Raw genomic sequence first — 19,443 nt, 5'->3', positions numbered from 1 at the left:
CCCTATTTTTTGAGATGTTCGCGGATGAATTCGTCGATCTGGTCGAGCAGGATGGGTCTGGAGAAATGGTAGCCCTGGGCGTATTCGCAGCCCATTTCCCTGAGCGTCAGATATTGGGCTTCGGTCTCGATGCCCTCGGCCACCACGGACAGGCCGAGGCTGTGGGCCAGATTGACGATGGTGCGCACGATGACGCGGTTGGCGTGCTTGTCCAGATGAGTCACGAAACTGCGGTCGATCTTGAGCGTGTCGATGGGAAAGCGTTGCAAGTAGCTCATGGACGAGTAGCCCGTGCCAAAATCATCGACCAGAATGGCCATGCCCAGCTCCTTCATGATGCGAAGCTTCTGAATCGTCGCCTCGGGATTGGTCATGACGTCGCTTTCCGTGATCTCAAGCTTGAGCTGCAAGGGGTTGATGCGGTTGTGGCGGATGCAGTTGAACAGGTTTTGCACCAGATCGGGATCGGAGAACTGGCGCGCGGACAGGTTGACGGACACGCTGAAGGCATTCTCCGGGTATTTTTCGGCCCAGGATCGCAGCACCTTGCAGGATTGCTCCAGCACCCACTGTCCGATGGGCAGGATGAGCCCGGTCTGTTCGGCAATGGGGATGAATTCGCTGGGGGGGACCCAGCCCTTGTCCTTGGGCTTCCAGCGCAAGAGGGCTTCGAAGCCGCTCAGGGTCGGGCTCTGGTCTATGGAAAAAATAGGTTGCAGGGCGAGGAAGAGCTCGTTTTCGTTGATGGCGTTGCGCAGCCGTGTTTCCGTGTCCAGCTTCTTGAGGGCCTTGTCCTGCATTTCCGGCGCGTAAAAGCGCAGTTGGTCCAGGCCCTGTTCCTGGGCGTGGCGCAAGGCGATGTTGGCTCCTTGCAGAAAGTATTCGGGCGAGGTGTATTCGTTGGGCCCGAAGAGAGCGCCGAAACACGCACTGATGTGGAGGGGATGATGCTCGATGTCCAGGGTGCGGTTCAGGGCGGACTTGATTTTTTTGATGGTGGCCGTGCCCGCTTTCCTGGAGGGCAATTCCTCCAGCAGGACCACGAACTCGTCGTCGCCCAGGCGTGCCACCGTGTCCACGGCGGACACGGTATCAAGCAGGATGTGGCCTATGGACTGCAACAGCTGGTCGCCGACAAGATGCCCGAGGCTGTCGTTGACGTCCTTGAAGCGGTCGATGTCGACCTGCACCACGGCGAAGAGGTAGTCGTCGCGTACCTGGCTGCGCTCCATGGCCTGCTGGATGCGGTCCAGGCAGAGCGCGCGGTTGGGAAGGTTGGTCAGGGCGTCGTGGAAGGTTCGGTGCTGCAGATGCTTTTCGGCGTCCTTGCGTTTGGTGGTGTCCTCGAATATGGCGGCCACCTGCCGGGGCTGAGGGCTGAAGGCGACCACGGAGAAATGTTTGCCCACGAACCCCGCGAAGCTGTCGAAGCGGATCGACTCGCGGGTCATGGCGGTCTTGGCGAGGATGTCGATCCAGTATGGTTCGACCTTTTCCGAGAGCTGGCGCAGGCTGCGTCCGACGATGTCTTTTGCGGGCAGGCCGAAGAAGCTGGCAAAGGCCGGGTTGACGTCGAGGAAGAGCAGATCTCCGGGTTTCCCCGAAGCGTCGGTCACGACCTCGTGCAGGGCGAAGCCGTTCAGCATGGAGTTGAACAGAAGCCTGTACTGCTGTTCGCTCTTCTGGAGCGCCTGCGCGGCGGAATGCTTGTAGAGGGCGATTTCGATGGCAACATGCAGGTCTCGGGATTCGGCGGGTTTTATGATGTAGCCGAAGGTCTCGGTGATCTTGGCGCGCCCCAGGGTTTCTTCGTCGTCATGGGCGGTCAGGAAGATGATGGGGATCTGCGTGTTTTCAAGGATGGCCTTGGCCGCTTCGATGCCGTCGATGCGCCCATCGAGAAAGATGTCCATGAGGATCAGTGACGGCGCTTGCCGTGAAACGGCGGCGATGGCTTCCTCGCCGGAGGTGATGATGCCCTGGACCTGGTACCCGAGCTTTTGCAGCCGTTGCTGCATGTCGAAGGCGACTATGGCGTTGTCTTCGACCAGCAGGATACTGGTCGTGATGGGTGGTTCGGTGTTCGGCGCGTGCTGGGTGGAGGTCATCAGGGAATTTTTCTTGGGTAATGGTTTATGCGTATTCATGCTTTTCGTCGGCTAACGACAAGTAAACTTATATTTTCCAGAAAATCATAATGTTGACAAGGGCAAAGCGCATATTCTCGGCATACGCGAAAAACGTCTTTTATGCTGGCTGTGTATGGGATTATGTAGGACGGCAAGCGCGCGTATGCGAAATTTCGGGGACAATGATCAGTAATTGTTGCAAATTATTGCCAGTGTTGTAGATTGATATCGTACGGACCCCTGTGTAAGAAGGTCCTCCCAGCCATGATTTTTCTCCTAAGGAGCCGCCTATGTCTGCTATCGTCCGCGAAGGGAATATTGCCACCATCACCCCAGGTCAGGATCTTGTGTCCTCCATGGTCCCGGAGTTCAAGCAGGAGCTGGCTTCTTTGCTGGCAGACTCTCCGGCGGAGGTGCGCCTCGATCTGACCGGGGCGGGGATGATGGACTCCATAGGTATCGGAGTGATCATCGCCACGCACAATTCCATGAAGAAAAAAGGCGGGAAGTTGATAATTGTCAACGCTTCCGAGAACATAATCAAGCTTTTCAAGTCGATGCGTCTTGACCAGCATCTGAACCTGGACTCATAACGCGGTCAGGCGGCAAATGCCCGCCATGGTGGCCGATGAGAATCGCCCTTTGTGCCGATGGCGGGAGCCAAGGCCAACACAGGTCATTAACGGTCGTCTTTTTCAGATCAGGAGCGCGGGTGAAAACCCTGGCACCTTGAGACCGCCGCTCGCAGGCGCGGGAGAAGGCCTCATAAATTGAAATCCATATGGAGTTCGCACAATGATGATGGATGACGAAACTCTCCAAATGTACGTGGAAGAAGCAGCCGAGCACCTCGGGGATATCGAGAACGATTTGCTGGCCATTGAACAGGCGGGCGCCGATATCGATGTGGAGCTGGTCAACAAGGTCTTTCGCGCGGCGCATTCCATCAAGGGGGGCGCCGGGTTTCTGGGTCTGACCAAGATCAAGGATCTTGGACACAAGATCGAGAACATCCTGGACATGGTCCGCAACCGCGAGCTTGTCCCGGAGCCCGAAGTGGTCAACATCGTCCTTTTGGCCTTCGACAAGCTGCGTGACCTGATCTCCAATGTGGCCGAGAGCAACGATGCGTATATCGACGATCATGTCGTGGCCCTGACGGCGGCGGCTTCGGCCAATCTGGAAGGCGAGGAAAAGGCTTCCGTGGATCGCCGGGTCGAGGTTCGGGATCGTCGGGGACGAGTGGTCTTCGAGGTCGCGGAGTTTGATCTGCTCCAGAACAAGAAGGGGGGAAAGAACCTCTATCTTCTTGAGTTCGATCTGATCCATGACGTGCAGCGCAAGAACAAGACCATTTTTGATATTTTGAAGGGCATGGACTCCACAGGCGTGATTCTCGATCTGAAGGTCGATTTCGAGGCCGTGGGCACCTTGGAGGACGACGATTTTTCCAATCGCATTCCTTTCTTCGTTCTTTTTGGTTCCATCATCGAGGACGACATCATGCCCGCGCTTCTGGATCTGGGAAGCGAATTCATCACGACCCTGAGCATCGACCTGCCTTCCGATCAGGCGGCCCCGGTGGCCGATTTCGCCCAGGAGCTTCTGGACCAGACCCCGCAGACTCCCAACGAGGACAGAACTGATTCCCTGATATCGGAGCTTTTCAGCGGAGAAACGTTGGCCTCGGCCCTGGCCGAGCCCGTTGCCTCGGCGCCGACCGCTCCTGCCGCTCCTGCAACGCCGGCTCCTCGGACCGAGCCCCAGATGACGGCCGACGAGGATGCGGGCCGCAAGTCCGATCCGAAGGCTCCCAAATCCGCCATCGCCCAGCCCGACTCCCTGCGTGTGCATGTCAGCCTGCTCGAAGACCTGATGAACCTGGCGGGAGAACTGGTCCTGAGCCGCAACCAGCTCATGCAGGCCATTTCCTCTGGCGCCATTCACCAGATCGAGGTGGCCGGACAGCGCATCGATCTGGTCACGTCCGAGCTGCAGGAAACCATCATGCTGACCCGCATGCAGACCGTGGGCAATATTTTCAATAAGTTTCCGCGCGTGGTCCGTGATCTGGCCCGCAATCTGGGCAAGGAGATCGACCTGCAGCTCGAAGGCAACGACGTCGAGCTGGACAAGACCATCATCGAAGGCCTGGGCGATCCGCTGACCCATCTGGTCCGCAATTCCGCCGATCACGGCATCGAAATGCCCGATGTGCGCGTCAAGGCCGGAAAGCAGGCCATGGGCACCATCGTGCTCAAGGCCTATCACGAGGCCGGACAGGTCATCATCGAGATCGTCGATGACGGCGGCGGGCTCGACACCGAAAAGATCGTGGCCAAGGCCCTGAGTCGTGGTCTCATCTCGCCGGATCAGGCCAAGTCCATGTCCGACAAGGAAAAGGCCAACCTGATTTTCCTGCCCGGCCTGTCCACGGCCGAGCAGGTCACGGATGTTTCCGGGCGCGGCGTGGGCATGGATGTGGTCAAGTCCAATCTGGACCAGCTCGGCGGACAGGTCGATATCGAAACCGAGCGGGGCAAGGGCACGACCATCCGCATCAAGCTGCCTCTGACTCTGGCCATCATCCCCAGCCTGCTCGTATCCGTGGGTCAGGAACGTTACGCCATTCCGCAGGTCAACGTCGACGAATTGCTGCGCATTCCCGTCGAACAGATCACGGAGCGCGTGGAGCTGGTGGGCGATGCCGAGGTGCTCCTGCTGCGCGGTGAGCTCATACCGCTGCTGTATCTTTCCAATGTGCTGGGCCTCAACGCCGACTCCTGCGAAGCCTCCAATATGGTGGGCGAGATCCTGCGCGGCGAGAAGAGTCTCGGCGACATCCGGGAATCTGGGTGCGCCTCGGCCGATGTCAATCTTGTCGTGGTTTCGGCCGGACAGTTCCGGTACGGCCTGGTCGTCGATCAGCTCCACGACTCGGTCGAGATCGTGGTCAAGCCGCTGGGCCGACATTTCAAGGAATGCCAGGGCTATGCGGGCGCGACCATCATGGGCGACGGGCATGTCGCGCTCATCCTCGATGTGGCGGGCCTGGGACGCCTGGGCGATCTCAGCCTGAGCGTGACCCGGGAGGCGGTACAGACGCCCAAGGAAGCCGAGACGACCACCGGTCAGGAAAAACTCTCCCTCTTCGTCTTCCGCAACACGCCGCAGGAATACTGCGCCGTGCCTCTCGACCTCGTGGCCCGGGTGGAACTCATCGATGCCGCCGAGATCGAAGAGGTCGGCGGACGGCGGGTCATCAAGTACCGTGGCGGAACCTTGCCGGTCTTCTCCCTCGATCAGGCGACCAATGTCGGATTGCTCGACATCTCCGGTGAACTCATCGTCATCGTCTTCCTCATGGCCGGTCACGAGATAGGCCTCCTGGCCAAGCCGCCCGTGGACGCCATCGAGGCGCAGGTCACTCTCGACAGCTTCACCCTGAAGCAGCCCGGCATCAGCGGATCGGCGGTCATCGGTGACAACACCACCCTCATCGTGGACATCTACGAACTCATCCAGACGGTTCAGCCCGATTGGTTCGCGGTGCGCGGCAGCATCGAAATCGCCGATGACGCGGGCGAGGTCGGGGTTCCGCATCTGCTCCTGGTCGAGGACTCGGATTTCTTCCGCAACCAGGTCAGGAAGTTCATCGAGGATGACGGGTACATGGTCGATGTGGCCGAGGATGGCGTGGAGGCCTGGAACATGCTCGACGCGGATCCCGAAAAATTCGACCTCGTGGTCACGGACATCGAGATGCCGAACATGGATGGATTCGAACTTTCCCGGCGCATCCGCCAGGACAGGCGTTTCTCCATGATGCCCATCGTGGCCCTGACATCCCTGGCCGGAGACGAGGACATGGCGCGCGGCAAGGCCGTGGGTATTGACGATTATCAGGTAAAGCTGGACAAGGAGCGCCTCCTGCAGTCCATTTACGAGTGGTTGAAGCGTTACGCCTCCTGATGGCCCTGGATGCGGGGTAATCCCGCAATCCACGAAACGGTTTCAATCTTAAAAAAGCGTGTGCGGTGCATGAGTGATGCCTAGAGCTCTTTCAAGGAGAATTGCATGAAACAGCAGGCCAAAGAAAAGACGGGTGCCCTGCAGCTGTCCTGCTTTTACGTAGGTTCGGCCCTGTGCGGGATTGATATCAATCTCATTCAGGAAATGAACCGGCAGATGGAAATGACCAAGGTGCCGCAGGCGCCGTCCTATGTGCTTGGCATCATGAACCTGCGCGGCAGGATCGTGACCATTATCGACCTGGGCCGCAAGCTCGGCCTTGCTCCCTCGAAAGCCACGGAGACCAGCCGCATCATCATCGTCAATTCCCGCGATGAGAACATCGGTCTGCTGGTCGACCGCATCACCGACGTGGTCACGTCCAAATGGGAAGACATGGAACCAACCCCTTCCAACATCAAGGGGCTCAAGGGCAAGTATTTCCAGGGCGTGCTCAAGTCTTCCCGGGATCTTGTCGCCGTGCTCGATGTCGGTGAAGTGCTGGCCGACGATTAAGTCTCATTATATCTAGGAGTCTGGATGAATCTGCGTGTTCTGGTTGTGGACGATACAATAATGTATCGCAAGGTGGTGGGCGACATTCTCGCCGAGATACCGGGGATCGAAGTGGTCGGCACCGCCAATAACGGGAAGATCGCCTTGACCCGCATAGCGTCCCTGAAGCCGGACCTGATCACGCTGGACGTGGAAATGCCGATCATGAACGGACTCGAGACCCTGCAGGAGATCCAGAAGAGCTTTCCTGATGTGGGCGTGATCATGCTTTCCACGCTGACCAAGCGCGGCAGCGACATCACCATGCGCGCGCTGGAACTTGGGGCTTTCGATTTTATCGCCAAGCCGGACGCCGAGGGCATGCAGGAAAATGTGCAGATCCTCCGGGGCGCCATTCAGCCAAGGGTGAAGGCCTTTGCGAAGCGGCTGGAGCTTCGGTCCCTGCTCAAGCAGAGGCACAGGTCCGCAGGCGCTCCCGCGCCGTCTTCTGCGGCTCCGTCAGTGCTGGCTTCGTCCCGGCGCACGGGCAAGTCCAAGGCCGTGGCCATCGGCATTTCCACGGGCGGGCCCAATGCCCTGACCAAGATGCTGCCGCAGCTCCCAAAGCTCGGGGTGCCCATCTTCGTGGTCCAGCACATGCCGCCCGTCTTTACCAAGTCCCTGGCCGAGAGCCTGGATTCCAAGTGCCAGTACGAGGTCCGCGAAGCCGAGAACAACGAGGTCGTGCGTCCCGATGTGATCTACATCGCCCCCGGGGGCAAGCACATGCGCGTGGCTTCGGGCACGGGCGGGGCAAAGATCATCCAGGTCACCGACGATCCGCCCGAAAACAACTGCAAACCGGCCGCGGACTACATGTTTCGCTCCGTTGCGCGTGAATACGGCGCCTTGTCCACCGGCGTGATCATGACCGGCATGGGCGGCGACGGGACCCTGGGCCTGAAGGTGCTCAAGAGCTTCGGGGCCGTGACCATAGGCCAGGACGAGGAGTCGTGCGTGGTTTACGGCATGCCCAAGATCGCGGTCGAGGCAGGTGTCGTGGATGTTGTCTCACCTTTGCAGATGATCGCCTCCGAGATCATCCGCACGGTGCGTTAGCAATGCCAATTCCAACAGTGGCGGCACTATGACGACCATCACCGCGGACGAATTCAGCGTCCTCTCCAAATACATCTACTCCATTTGCGGAGTGGCCCTGGACTCGACCAAGACCTACCTGATCGAGACTCGGCTCAAATCCATGATGCAGCAGTACGGCTGCACCTCGTATCTGGACCTGCACGCCAAGGCCAAGGCCGATCGTGGCGGCAACATGGAAAAAGAGATCGTCAACGCCATCACCACCAACGAGACCCTTTTTTTTCGCGACGCATCCCCCTTTGAAGTATTGAAGCACAAGATCCTACCGGACCTCATCGACGCCCGTTCGAAATCGGCCTCTGGACGCAACATTCCCATCCGCATCTGGAGCGCCGCCTGCTCCACCGGGCAGGAAGTCTACAGCATCGCCATCGCCCTGCGTGAGGCCCTCGGCAACCTGAGCAATTTCCAGATTTCCATCCTCGGCACCGACATCTCCGATGACGCCGTGACCAAGGCGAGCTACGGAAAATACAACAAGTTCGAGATAGAGCGAGGCCTGTCGCAGCAGACGTTGAACAAATACTTCACGCTTATGGGCGATGGGTGGAAGATCAAGGACGAGATCCGGGCCATGGCTGTCTTCAAGAAATTCAATCTGATGAAGCCGTTTGCGGGGTTTGGCAAGTTCGACATAGTGTTTTGTCGCAACGTTGCGATATATTTCACACCTGCCGACAAGAAGATGGTTTTCGAGAAAATCGCCTCCGTGCTGGAACCCGACGGTTCCCTGGTGATCGGGTCCACCGAGTCCCTGACCGGAGTGACGGGCATGTTCGAGCCGAAGCGCTACATGCGCTCCATCTTTTATCAGCCTGTCGCCGGTTCTTCGCCGCTGACGCCCACGGGCTTCAGCTACGCCCAGGCACCTGCCCCGGGATTTGCAGGGACAGCGGCGGCCTCCGTCGCCCGGCCGTCCCTCCCGGTTCCGCGTCCCACGCCCGTGGCCGCTTCGGTGTCTCCGCCGCGTCCGGCTCCGCGCGCCGTGCCCGCCACTGCCGCGCCATCCGCTGTTCCGCCACGTCCGGCTCCAGCGTCCGTTCCGTCCGCCCCCGCGCCTCCCGCGCGGCCGGTCGAGCCGGAACCCGCGCCCATCGCCGTCACTGTCGAGCAGGCTCCCTCCAGCGAAGAGGCTCCGCGCCCCATGGCGCCTCGCCCCGCTCCGGTGCGGTCCCAGCCCGCGCAGGTTTATCGCGCGGGGGACAAATCCGATCTCAAGCGCCTGCTCATGCAAAAGAAGCAAAAGAGCAAATCCTGATCCACGTTTTGCCGGTACAAGCTCATGCCCATCCTCTGGACTCCTGATATCGAGGGCGTCACGGACGCATTTTCCGCCGATCACGCTGACGCGCCCGCCATTCTTGGTCCGGGAGAGCCTTGCGCCGACCGGTCGGACGAGCGCGTTTATCTTTGCGGGCCTTGCTCCTCGGCCCTTGACGTGGCCGGACACCTGGCCGGGCAGGGCTGCCTTGACCCCTGGGATTCGGTCCTGGCCACCCGGCAGTGGGCCGGCCGCGGGCAGATGCGTAGGAACTGGATTTCCCAGCCCGGAAACCTGTTCGCGGCCTGGCGGCTACCCATGCCCCCAAGCACCTGGCAAAACATGCTCTCCGTGCTGGTCGGCTGGGTCATGTGCCGGGGACTGGGCGAGCTTGGGGTGCCGGTAACGCTCAAATGGCCGAATGATATTCTGTTGCATGACCGCAAGATCGGCGGAATCCTGATCGAGGAGCGGGGCGATGTGCTGCTGGCCGGGATAGGGCTCAACATCGCGTCATGCCCAGAGGACGCCGACCTGCGCCGGGATCATGCCTGCGTGGCGGCGAGTCTGGGCGGGCTTTTGCGCGGAGTGTCCATTTTTGGCCTGTGGTTACGGCTTGTGAATTTTGGTCGGCTCCGTTACAGTACTGAACTTTCTGATTCGACCCCTCTGGAGTTTTCCCAGTTAATCGAGCCTGTTCTAGCCTATCTTGGGGCCTTGGTGCGCGTTTCGGACAATCGATCATCGGTTTGCGGAACGTATGCGGGGGTAAGCCCGGACGGCGGCATCATCCTTCTGGCCGACGGTGAAAGGCGGATCTTGCATTCCGGTTCGCTGCGTCCCGAGGGCTGGTCGGAAAGTCAAATATAACGCATACGGAGAAATATATGTGTTCGCAGACTCCCCGCAGTTTTGAAGAAGTGGCCCGGGAGATCCGGGGCAAAAAGATTCTTGTCGCCAATCGCGGCATTCCCGCCAGAAGAATCGTTCGTTCCATCAAGGAAGTTTTTCAGGGCGTGCCCATGATCACGGCCACGGATGTGGACAAGACAGCCCCCTTTACCTCCGGCGCCCATGAACTCCTTCATCTCGGGGAGAATTCGCGTGCGTACCTCGATATCGACAAGATAATCGCCCTGGCCAAGGCTCGGGGCGTGGCGGCCATCCATCCCGGATGGGGCTTTGCCTCCGAGGACGACTCCTTTCCTTCCAAATGCGCCGATGCCGGAATCATTTTCATCGGACCCACTTCCGAGGCCATGCGTCTCTTGGGCAACAAGGTTCAGGTCCGCACCCTGGCCCAGAAGCTGGGCATCCCCGTCGTGCCTGGCTCCGAAGGCGCTGTCTCCGTGGAGGAGGCCAAGACGGTAGCCGCAGAGATCGGCTTGCCGGTCATGCTCAAGGCCGAGGGCGGCGGCGGCGGACGAGGCATCTACGAAGTTTTCAGCCAGGATCAATTGGCCGACGCCTTCATCAAGGCCTCGACCCTGGCCCAGGCCTCTTTTGGCAATCCGCGCCTGTACGTGGAGCGCCTGCTGACCTCCATCAGACATATCGAGATTCAGGTCATCGCCGACAAGTACGGCAATGTCTTCGCCTTCGACGAACGCGACTGCACCGTGCAGCGCAACCATCAGAAACTGGTCGAGATCACTCCCTCTCCCTGGCCGGGCATGACCGAGGAGCTGCGTGAAAAGCTCAAGGATTACTCACGCCAGCTGGTGCGCGCGGTGGGATACCATTCCCTGTGTACCGTTGAATTTCTGGTCGATTCCGAGGGCCGCGCCTATCTCATCGAGGTCAACACCCGGCTGCAGGTCGAGCACGGCATCACCGAGTGCCGTTACGGCATCGATCTTGTGGAAGAGCAGATCGCCGTGGCTTTCGGCGCCGAGCTGCGCCTTAACCGGGAGAACTGCACGCCCAAGAGCCATGCCATTCAGGTCCGCGTCAACTGCGAGGATCCGCAGAACGATTTCTCGCCCAACGCCGGACGCATCACCCGGTACATGTCTCCGGGCGGTCCCGGCGTGCGCGTGGATTCATGCGTCTGCGGCGGGTACGAGTTTCCCTCCCAGTACGATTCGGCGGCTTCCCTGCTCATCGCCTACGGTCCGCAGTGGGGCAAGGTGCTGGGGATCATGGAGAGGGCCCTGGACGAGTACATCATCGGCGGGATCAAGACCACCATCCACTTTCATCGCCAGATCATCGCGCATCCGCGCTTTCGCGCCGGAGAGTACGACACCAAGTTCGTGGCCAGCGCTCCTGAGCTCATGATCTACATGGACAAGGAATCCGAGGCCGTGCGCCTTTCGCGCCTGGTGGCCGAGATTTCCGCGCACGGATACAACCCGCACGTCAAGCTCGGGGAATACCGGACCAAGGACGGCAAGCGCATGGATGCCTTCAAGCCTTCGCTGCCGGGCATCGAGCCGGAATATTACGAATATCCCTATCCGCGTGGCGACAGGGATGCGACCCTTGCCTACCTCCGTGATTCCGATCACGTCCATTTCTCGGACACGACCACCCGCGACATCACCCAGTCCAACTCGGGCAACCGTTTCCGACTGGCCGAAGACCGCATCATCGGCCCCTATCTCGACAACTGCGGATTCTTCTCGCTGGAGAACGGCGGCGGGGCGCATTTTCACGTCGCCATGCTGGCCAACATGACCTACCCCTTCAGCGAAGCCCGTGAATGGAACGAATTCGCGCCCAAGACCCTGAAGCAGATTCTCATCCGCTCCACCAACGTGCTCGGATACAAGCCGCAGCCGCGCAACATCATGCGTCGTACCGGCGAGATGATCTGCGACCATTACGATGTCATTCGTTGTTTCGATTTTTTGAATCATATCGAAAACATGCGTCCCTTCGCCGAAGTGGCCCTGAATTCCAGAAAAAACATCTGGGAACCGGCCATATCACTGTCCTACGCCAAGGGCTTTGACGTACCCCATTATCTGGGCGTGGTGCAGGAGATCCTCGACATGACCGCCCAGGTGGCGGGCTGCTCCAAGAAGAAGGCCGAGCGCCTCATCATCCTGGGCCTCAAGGACATGGCCGGTGTCTGTCCCCCCATATTCATGACCGAGTTGGTTTCGGCCATCCGCAAGAGCTATCCCGAACTGGTCATCCATTCGCATCGCCACTACACCGACGGCCTCTTCGTGCCCGCGATGGCGGCGGCGGCCAAGGCCGGAGCGCATATCGTGGACGCGGCCATCGGCGCGGCCGTGCGCTGGTACGGTCAGGGCGAGGTTCTCTCCACGGCGGCCTACATCGAGGAGCTGGGGCTGAAGACCAATCTCAACAAAGACATGATCCGCACCACGGGCTTCGTGCTCAAGCAGATCATGCCCTATTACGACCGCTACACGGCTCCGCATTTCCAGGGCATCGACTACGACGTCATCGAGCACGGCATGCCCGGTGGCGCGACGTCCTCGTCTCAGGAAGGAGCCATGAAGCAGGGCTACATCCATCTGTTGCCGTTCATGCTCAAGTTCCTGGCCGGAATCCGCAAGATCGTGCGCTACCATGACGTCACGCCCGGTTCGCAGATCACCTGGAACACCGCGTTTCTGGCCGTGACCGGCGCATACAAGCGCGGCGGACGCCGTGGAGTGCGCAGGCTTCTGGCGGTGCTCGATCAGGTCGTGACCGTGCCCGAGGAGATGCTGACGGATGAAACCCGCGCCGAGCGCCTGAAGATCTACCAGGATGCCAACGACGCGTTCCGCGATCTGCTTCTGGGCAAGTTCGGACGCCTGCCCCTGGGCTTTCCGCCGGACTGGGTCTACGAGTCCGCCTTTGGTCCCGAATACCGTGACGCCATTTCCCGGCGCACCGAGTCCTCCCCGCTTACGACTTTGCTGGACATCGACGTGCCCAAGGAGCAGCAGAGCCTGGTCGAGCATATCGGCCGGATTCCCACGGACGAGGAACTGGTCATGTATCTGAACCATCCGGGCGACGCCCTGAACACCATCAAATTCGTGGGCAAATACGGAGACTGCAACCGTCTGCCCCTGCATGTCTGGTTTGAAGGCCTCAAAGCCGGGGACGAAGTCATGTTCAAGGACAGCCAGGGCAAGCATCATGTCCTGACCCTGCAGCATATCTCGCGCCCGGACGATCATGGCATGAGCCTTGTTTCCTATTCCCTGGACTCCGAATCCTTTTCCATGCAGGTCAAGGTGGCCGAGGCCTCGGGCAAGGATGACTCCGGTCTGGAAATGGCCGATTCCCGCAATCCGTATCATGTGGGTTCGCCGTCCAGCGGTGACTTGTGGGTCGTGCACGTCAAGCCCGGCGACATGGTCAAGAAAGGAGAGGAACTCTTCAATATATCGATCATGAAGCAGGAAAAATCCATTCTTGCTCCGGTGGACGGCATGGTCGGGCGCGTGCTCAAATTTGCCGATTACCAGGAAGACAAAAAAATGGTACCGGTCAAGGAAGGGGAGCTTCTGGTAGAGCTTGTGCCTGCTCCTCGGAAATGTCCGACCTGTTCGGCTCCGGTGACCCGGGATGACTTCAAGTTTTGCCCGTCTTGCGGTCAGAAGGTTTAGACAGGCCGCGGGGCCTGTTCTTTTATGTCAAGAACTTTTGCATATATTTTTTTCGTGTCATGAAGGTTCAGGTTTGTTGACGTACAGACACGTCGGCATGTACCCCAAGCCCAGTTTTTTTCCGGGCGATCACACTTGTTTTCGATTTGCGCACGAAAGAGGAGGAGAAGATGGCTGAGAGCGACAAGAAGAGTTCCAAGAAGAAAGCCGATACGTCCACGGAGGTCACCACACCTCCCGCAGTGATTGAGCAGATTCAAAAGCAGCTCGTCCTGACCGGCAAGGATATCGTGACGATTGGCGAAGATGCCGAACTGCTGGTCGGTGGCAAGAATTACAACACCGCCATCATCAGCACGATTGAAGGCATTCGGGCTCCCCAATTTCGGGCCATCTCCTCCATCGCCTTCCACAAGCTTCTCGATGAGACAAAGGTCAACGCCGCCCTGGTCCGTACCTCGGTGGACAAGGCATATGATTCCATGGACTGGACCGATGCCGAGATCAACAAGGATTCGGAATTTCTGCAGAAGTTCGTTCGCAAGATCGCCCTGGACGTGAAAGAGGCCGCCAAGAAGCAGGAAGGGACCCTGATCCGTCTGCGTACCTTCATCAACAACGTGGTGGAGGGCTTCGCCGTTTCGCCCGAGGGTATCGATCAGCTGCGCAAGAGATCCGTGCTCGTGCAGGCCGCCATCCTGTCCGTGGACCTGCCCAAGGACGTGGCTGACGCCGTGCGCGGAGCCTACCTTGAGATCTGCAAGGAAGCGGGCCTTGAGAACGAGCCTGTCGCCGTGCGCTCTTCGGCAGCCGGCGAGGACAGCCGCAAGAAGGCCTTTGCCGGATTGCAGGACACCTACCTGAACATTGTCGGCGACAACTATGTCGTGCAGGCCTACCACTGGGACTGCGCTTCCGCCTACAACCTGCGCTCCATGACCTACCGGCGCGAGGCCATCCTCGATGCCGTGGCCAAGGCCGAGCAGACCGGCGACGACTCCATCGGCGTCAAGGCCAAGCAGGAGTGGGCCATTGAGAACACTTCTCTGTCCGTGTGCATCATGCGCATGATCAACCCCGTCATTTCCGGAACGGCCTTTTCCGCCGACACCTCCACCGGATGCCGGGGCACTGCGCGTCAGGATCTCGTCTCCATCGACGCCAGCTACGGCCTCGGTGAGGCGGTGGTCAGCGGCCTGGTCACCCCCGACAAGTTTTACGTTTTCCAGCGTGAGGACGGTCAGGAAATCGTCATCCGCTACATGGGATGCAAGGACAAGCGCATCATCTACAAGGAATCCGGACGCGGCACCAAGGTCGAGGCCGTGGCAGAGGACATGGCCTACCGCTGGTCCCTGTCCCTGGCTCAGGCCGAGTCCGTGGCCAAGGGCGTGCGCTGCATCAGCAAGGGTTACGGCGGCATGATCATGGATTCGGAGTTCTGCATCGACCAGTGGGATCGCCTCTGGTTCGTGCAGGCCCGTCCCGAGACCCGGTGGAACGAAGACCTTGAGCACCATCCCCACACCATTTTCATGCGCCGCAAGGAAGTCGATCCCGACGCCGCCAAGGACGCCGAAGTGCTGCTCGAAGGCAATGGCGCGTCCCGTGGCGCCGGCCAGGGTTTGGTCCGCTACCTGCGCTCCGCCCTGGAACTGAACAAGATCAACAAGGGCAACATCCTGGCCGCCGAACGCACCGACCCGGACATGGTGCCCGGCATGCGCATCGCGGCGGCCATCATGGCCGACGCGGGCGGTGACACCAGCCATGCCGCCATCACTTCGCGTGAGCTCGGCATCCCGGCAGTCATCGGCATCAAGCGCCTTGAGAAACTGCGCACCCTGGACAACCACGAAGTGACCGTGGACGGCTCCCGGGGCAAGGTTTACCGTGGCCTGCTGCCACTCGTCGACGTGGGCGGCGAGATCGACGTGAGCAAGCTGCCGGCCACCAAGACCAAGGTCGGCCTCATTCTGGCCGACGTGGGGCAGTCCCTGTTTTTGTCCCGGCTGCGTGATGTGCCCGACTTTGAAGTGGGGCTGCTGCGTGCCGAGTTCATGCTCGGCAACATCGGCGTGCATCCCCTGGCCCTCGAAGCCTACGACCTGGGCACACTGGAGTCCGTGGTCGGCACCAAGGTCGAATTTCTCGAGAACGACCTGACCAAGATCGTCTTCGAGCAGATGGCCGCAGGCATCATCTCGCTTGACATCAAGTTGCGCAGTTACGTGGGCATCGTCACGGGTCTGGCCCGCAAGATGGAAGAATTGACCGAGAGGGAAGGGGCCAAGGGCACCGATGAGGTGCTGGCCATCCATCGCCAGCTGCGCGAACTGGACAAGAAGCTTGACGAACACCTGGAGTTCGCCACCCAGCGTTTCGAAGTGCTCAAGACGTCGCACAATCTAAGAGATCATGTCTCGGTCATCATGGGCTATGCCGATGAGCTGGAGCTGCTTGGCTCTGATCCCCATTCCCAGCGTAGGCGTCTGGAAATTCAGGACTCCATCGCCAAGGACGTGGCCCGCATCGAACGCGATCCGGTCATCGTCAGCACCCTGGAAAAGATCTCGGCCATGCGCGAAGACGTGGCCAAGAAAGTCGGCCTGCAGCAGGAGATGGACAACGTCCGCACCCTGCCCGAAAAAATTCAGGAGATCCTCAAGTCTCGCGGCTATCGCAGCGGCAAGGAGCTCTACATCCAGAGCCTGGCCCAGGGGCTGGCCCTTTTCTCCATGGCCTTCCACGGCAAGACCATCGTCTACCGCACCACCGACTACAAGACCAACGAGTATCGCAATCTGCTCGGCGGGCTGCTCTTCGAAGGCCATGAAGACAACCCCATGCTCGGATATCGCGGCGTGTCCCGCAACATCCATGACTGGGAGCTGGAGGCCTTCAAGCTGGCGCGCGGCGCATTCGGCGGCTCCAACCTGCATCTGATGCTGCCCTTTGTGCGCACCCTGGAAGAAGCACGCTCCATGAAGCGTTATCTGGGACAGGTGCACAACATTCACTCCGGCGACAACGGTCTGAAGATCATCCTCATGTCCGAGATTCCGAGCAATGCCGTGCTGGCTAAGGAATTCATCAAGGAGTTCGACGGCTTCTCCATCGGCTCCAACGACATGACCCAGCTGGTCCTCGGTACGGACCGCGACAACGCGCGGCTGCGCCACATCTATGACGAGGAAGACCCGGCCGTGGTCTGGGCCATCCTGACCACCATCTTCACCGGTCAGAAGTTCGGCAAGAAGGTTGGATTCTGCGGTCAGGGCGTGTCCAACTCCAAGATCATCCGTGGTCTCGTGTGCATCGCGGGTATCGTCTCGGCGTCCGTCGTGCCGGACACCTACCAGCAGACCAAGTTTGACGTGGCCGAGGTGGAAGCCGAGAACATCCCCCTCGCGGGTCTTGGTGCCTGGCTTCAGGAACAGCACCTGGAACGCCTGCACATGCTCCTGGCCGAAAACCGCTACGAGCACATTCTCAAGAAAAACACCTCCGGTCCCGACCTCATGGACTGGTATGAAGGGGAACTGGCCCGCTTGCATGAGCAGTTGCAGTCCAATCTTGGCAGCGTGAAAGAGGATTTCTACCGCCAGGAGCTGGCCTCCTTCCGCAGCATCTTCCACAAGCCGGTCATCTACTCCAACTGGGATTGGGAAACCACGGTGCTCGATGCCCTGCATCAGGCCGGATTCTCGGACTTTGACGAGCAGGTCAAAGCCCTGGCGACTCAACGCGAAAACATCTGGTAAAAACGGGGCGGCTTTAAGCCGCCCTTTTTCATTCATGCACTGGCAATCCATTCCCGTCACAGTTACCCGCAGCCATCGCGCGCGCAAGGTCTGGCTCAAGATGCGATCGTGTCAGGGTCTTGAGATAGTCTTGCCCTACCGCGTCTCGGCCTCCGAAGTTCCGGCCATTCTCGAACGCCATCAAAAATGGATTCAGAGCCATCTTGCCCAGATGTCGGCCCGCAATGAAGCCCCGGGGCAAAATCCATTGCCCGAGGCTGTCGAGCTTCCATTCCTGGATCGCACCTACCGCGTTCAGTACGAAACAGGGCCCCGGACCAGGCTTGCGGCCACCGGGGACGTGCTTCGTATTTTCCTGCCGCAAGGAGAGACTGTTCCGGGTGCGCTCGTTTTGCAGCTTTGGCTTGTCGAGCAGGGCAAAATCAATTTGGTTCCCTTGTGTCGGGAGCTTGCGGCGGCGCATGGGGTGGGTATAAACGGGGTGCGGGTACGCAACCAGCAGGGACGATGGGGAAGCTGTTCCGCTCGTTTGGGGATCAGTCTCAACGCCAAGCTGCTTTTTTTACGGCAGGAACTGGCGAGACATGTGATTCTGCACGAACTTTGTCATGTGGAGCATCGCAACCACGGCCCCGCGTTTCGGTCCGCCTTGCGCAAGCTCGATCCGTTCACGGACAGTCATGAATCCGAAATTCGCAGGGCCTGGGACGAGCTTCCGGGCTGGTCCAAGCTGCGCGCCAAGGGCGTGTGACGGTTTGTAACGGATCGTCCGGGCGGGAAAACAAAAAAAGGAGACGACATGCGACGACTACTGATTGTGCTGCTGGCCCTTGGTTTTTTCGGATGTACGCAGGAAGCCCAGAACCAGTTCGGCCGGACCATCCAGAACTGGACCGGCACCAACGGGGTGCTTGAGGTCTACTCCGGGGATACGCTGGTGCGCCGTTTTATCAAGATAGACAAACTCTCGACGGCCTACGGCACCTCCGACAGCCAGGCCCGGGGATACCGTTTCGGATACGGCATCGCGGATACGAATCTGGACGGCCTGCCCGGCGCAAACGAAAAGAAGGTCTATTTCGAGGTTTCGGAATTTTCAACATACGTCTTCTACGAACAACCGTAGGGGCAGACCTACGTGTCTGCCCAACCGCGGTGTCTGCCCAGGCGGTCACGCATGGCCGAAGAAGGGCGGTCACGCAGGACCGCCCCTACAATCGCACCGCGATCCCAAACAATCCCCGCCAGAATCCCCGTCCGACAACACAACGAATGATCTCGGGACGTCCCACCGCACGGGCGAAAAATTTTTGCCCCTACCATCGTCCCGCAATCATAAACAATGCCCACCAGACCCCCGTAGGGGCAGACCTACGTGTCTGCCCAATCTCGGTGTTGATCCCAGACCGTCAACGCAACGATCGATTCCAGGACGTCCCACCGCACGGGCGAAAAATTTTTCGTCCCTACCATCGCGCCGCAATCCCAAACAATGCCCCCAGACCCCCGTAGGGGCAGACCTACGTGTCTGCCCATCCACGGTGTTGATCCCGGGCCGTCAACGCAACGATCGATCCCGGGGCGTTCCACCGTAGGGGCGAAAAATTTTTCGCCCCCCATCGCGGAGCAATCCCAAACAATGGGCACCATAACACCCGTAGGGGCAGACCTACGTGTCTGCCCATCCACGGTGTTGATCCCGGGCCGTCAACGCAACGATCGATCCCGGGGCGTTCCACCGTAGGGGCGAAAAATTTTTCGCCCCCCATCGCGGAGCAATCCCAAACAATGGGCACCATAACACCCGTAGGGGCAGACCTACGTGTCTGCCCATCCACGGTGTTGATCCCAGGCCGTCAACACAACGATCGATTCCGGGGCGTCCCACCGCACGGGCGAAAAATTTTTCGCCCGTACCATCGGGCCGCAATTCCAAACAATCCCCGCCAGAATCCCCGTAGGGGCAGACCTACGTGTCTGCCCAATCTCGGTGTTGATCCCGGGCCGTCAACGCAACGATCGATCCCGGGGCGTTCCACCGT

At 59.6% G+C, this 19,443-nt stretch carries 11 protein-coding genes; 10 read left to right on the top strand and 1 reads right to left on the bottom strand.

Annotation, left to right across the window (positions count from 1 at the left end):
• Positions 1 to 2: 2 nt before the first annotated feature.
• Positions 3 to 2,147 (bottom strand): EAL domain-containing response regulator, encoded by a 2,145-nt coding sequence (locus BMZ40_RS15120; RefSeq protein ID WP_092377673.1) that lies wholly within the window; start codon positions 2,145 to 2,147, stop codon positions 3 to 5.
• Between the two features lie 272 nt (positions 2,148 to 2,419).
• Here BMZ40_RS15120 and BMZ40_RS15115 point away from each other — a divergent pair, with 272 nt between their 5' ends.
• The 10 genes from BMZ40_RS15115 (at position 2,420) to BMZ40_RS15070 (ending at position 18,527) form a co-directional block, all read left to right on the top strand.
• Positions 2,420 to 2,722 carry an STAS domain-containing protein gene (locus tag BMZ40_RS15115; protein WP_092377671.1) on the top strand — a complete coding sequence of 101 codons (303 nt, stop codon included), beginning with the start codon at positions 2,420 to 2,422 and terminating at the stop codon, positions 2,720 to 2,722.
• A 202-nt stretch (positions 2,723 to 2,924) separates the two neighbouring features.
• On the top strand, positions 2,925 to 6,101 hold the full coding sequence (locus BMZ40_RS15110) for a hybrid sensor histidine kinase/response regulator (RefSeq protein ID WP_092377669.1): 3,177 nt from the start codon (positions 2,925 to 2,927) through the stop codon (positions 6,099 to 6,101).
• Between the two features lie 105 nt (positions 6,102 to 6,206).
• On the top strand, positions 6,207 to 6,656 hold the full coding sequence (locus BMZ40_RS15105; protein WP_092377667.1) for a chemotaxis protein CheW: 450 nt from the start codon (positions 6,207 to 6,209) through the stop codon (positions 6,654 to 6,656).
• A 24-nt stretch (positions 6,657 to 6,680) separates the two neighbouring features.
• Complete coding sequence (locus BMZ40_RS15100) at positions 6,681 to 7,754, top strand: protein-glutamate methylesterase/protein-glutamine glutaminase (protein ID WP_092377665.1); 1,074 nt, start codon at positions 6,681 to 6,683, stop codon at positions 7,752 to 7,754.
• Between the two features lie 28 nt (positions 7,755 to 7,782).
• Complete coding sequence (locus tag BMZ40_RS15095) at positions 7,783 to 9,054, top strand: CheR family methyltransferase (RefSeq protein ID WP_092377663.1); 1,272 nt, start codon at positions 7,783 to 7,785, stop codon at positions 9,052 to 9,054.
• 24 nt (positions 9,055 to 9,078) lie between these two features.
• Positions 9,079 to 9,927, top strand: coding sequence for a biotin--[acetyl-CoA-carboxylase] ligase (locus tag BMZ40_RS15090; protein WP_092377661.1), 849 nt, complete (start codon positions 9,079 to 9,081; stop codon positions 9,925 to 9,927).
• A 17-nt stretch (positions 9,928 to 9,944) separates the two neighbouring features.
• Positions 9,945 to 13,637, top strand: coding sequence for a pyruvate carboxylase (locus BMZ40_RS15085; protein WP_092377659.1), 3,693 nt, complete (start codon positions 9,945 to 9,947; stop codon positions 13,635 to 13,637).
• A gap of 170 nt (positions 13,638 to 13,807) precedes the next feature.
• Positions 13,808 to 17,401, top strand: a complete 3,594-nt coding sequence (locus tag BMZ40_RS15080) for a PEP/pyruvate-binding domain-containing protein (RefSeq protein ID WP_092377657.1) — start codon at positions 13,808 to 13,810, stop codon at positions 17,399 to 17,401.
• A 34-nt stretch (positions 17,402 to 17,435) separates the two neighbouring features.
• Positions 17,436 to 18,152, top strand: a complete 717-nt coding sequence (locus BMZ40_RS15075) for a M48 family metallopeptidase (protein WP_177193212.1) — start codon at positions 17,436 to 17,438, stop codon at positions 18,150 to 18,152.
• A gap of 48 nt (positions 18,153 to 18,200) precedes the next feature.
• On the top strand, positions 18,201 to 18,527 hold the full coding sequence (locus BMZ40_RS15070; RefSeq protein WP_092377651.1) for a hypothetical protein: 327 nt from the start codon (positions 18,201 to 18,203) through the stop codon (positions 18,525 to 18,527).
• Positions 18,528 to 19,443 lie beyond the last annotated feature (916 nt).

The organism is Desulfomicrobium apsheronum, from assembly GCF_900114115.1.
GTDB classification, from domain to species: Bacteria; Desulfobacterota; Desulfovibrionia; order Desulfovibrionales; family Desulfomicrobiaceae; genus Desulfomicrobium; species Desulfomicrobium apsheronum.
This window is presented reverse-complemented; position numbering and strand designations above follow the sequence as displayed.

Coding starts and splice junctions, on each gene's coding strand:
- BMZ40_RS15120 (WP_092377673.1), bottom strand. CDS start 2,147: ATGAATACGCATAAACCATTACCCAAGAAAAATTCCCTGATGACCTCC.
- BMZ40_RS15115 (WP_092377671.1), top strand. CDS start 2,420: ATGTCTGCTATCGTCCGCGAAGGGAATATTGCCACCATCACCCCAGGT.
- BMZ40_RS15110 (WP_092377669.1), top strand. CDS start 2,925: ATGATGATGGATGACGAAACTCTCCAAATGTACGTGGAAGAAGCAGCC.
- BMZ40_RS15105 (WP_092377667.1), top strand. CDS start 6,207: ATGAAACAGCAGGCCAAAGAAAAGACGGGTGCCCTGCAGCTGTCCTGC.
- BMZ40_RS15100 (WP_092377665.1), top strand. CDS start 6,681: ATGAATCTGCGTGTTCTGGTTGTGGACGATACAATAATGTATCGCAAG.
- BMZ40_RS15095 (WP_092377663.1), top strand. CDS start 7,783: ATGACGACCATCACCGCGGACGAATTCAGCGTCCTCTCCAAATACATC.
- BMZ40_RS15090 (WP_092377661.1), top strand. CDS start 9,079: ATGCCCATCCTCTGGACTCCTGATATCGAGGGCGTCACGGACGCATTT.
- BMZ40_RS15085 (WP_092377659.1), top strand. CDS start 9,945: ATGTGTTCGCAGACTCCCCGCAGTTTTGAAGAAGTGGCCCGGGAGATC.
- BMZ40_RS15080 (WP_092377657.1), top strand. CDS start 13,808: ATGGCTGAGAGCGACAAGAAGAGTTCCAAGAAGAAAGCCGATACGTCC.
- BMZ40_RS15075 (WP_177193212.1), top strand. CDS start 17,436: ATGCACTGGCAATCCATTCCCGTCACAGTTACCCGCAGCCATCGCGCG.
- BMZ40_RS15070 (WP_092377651.1), top strand. CDS start 18,201: ATGCGACGACTACTGATTGTGCTGCTGGCCCTTGGTTTTTTCGGATGT.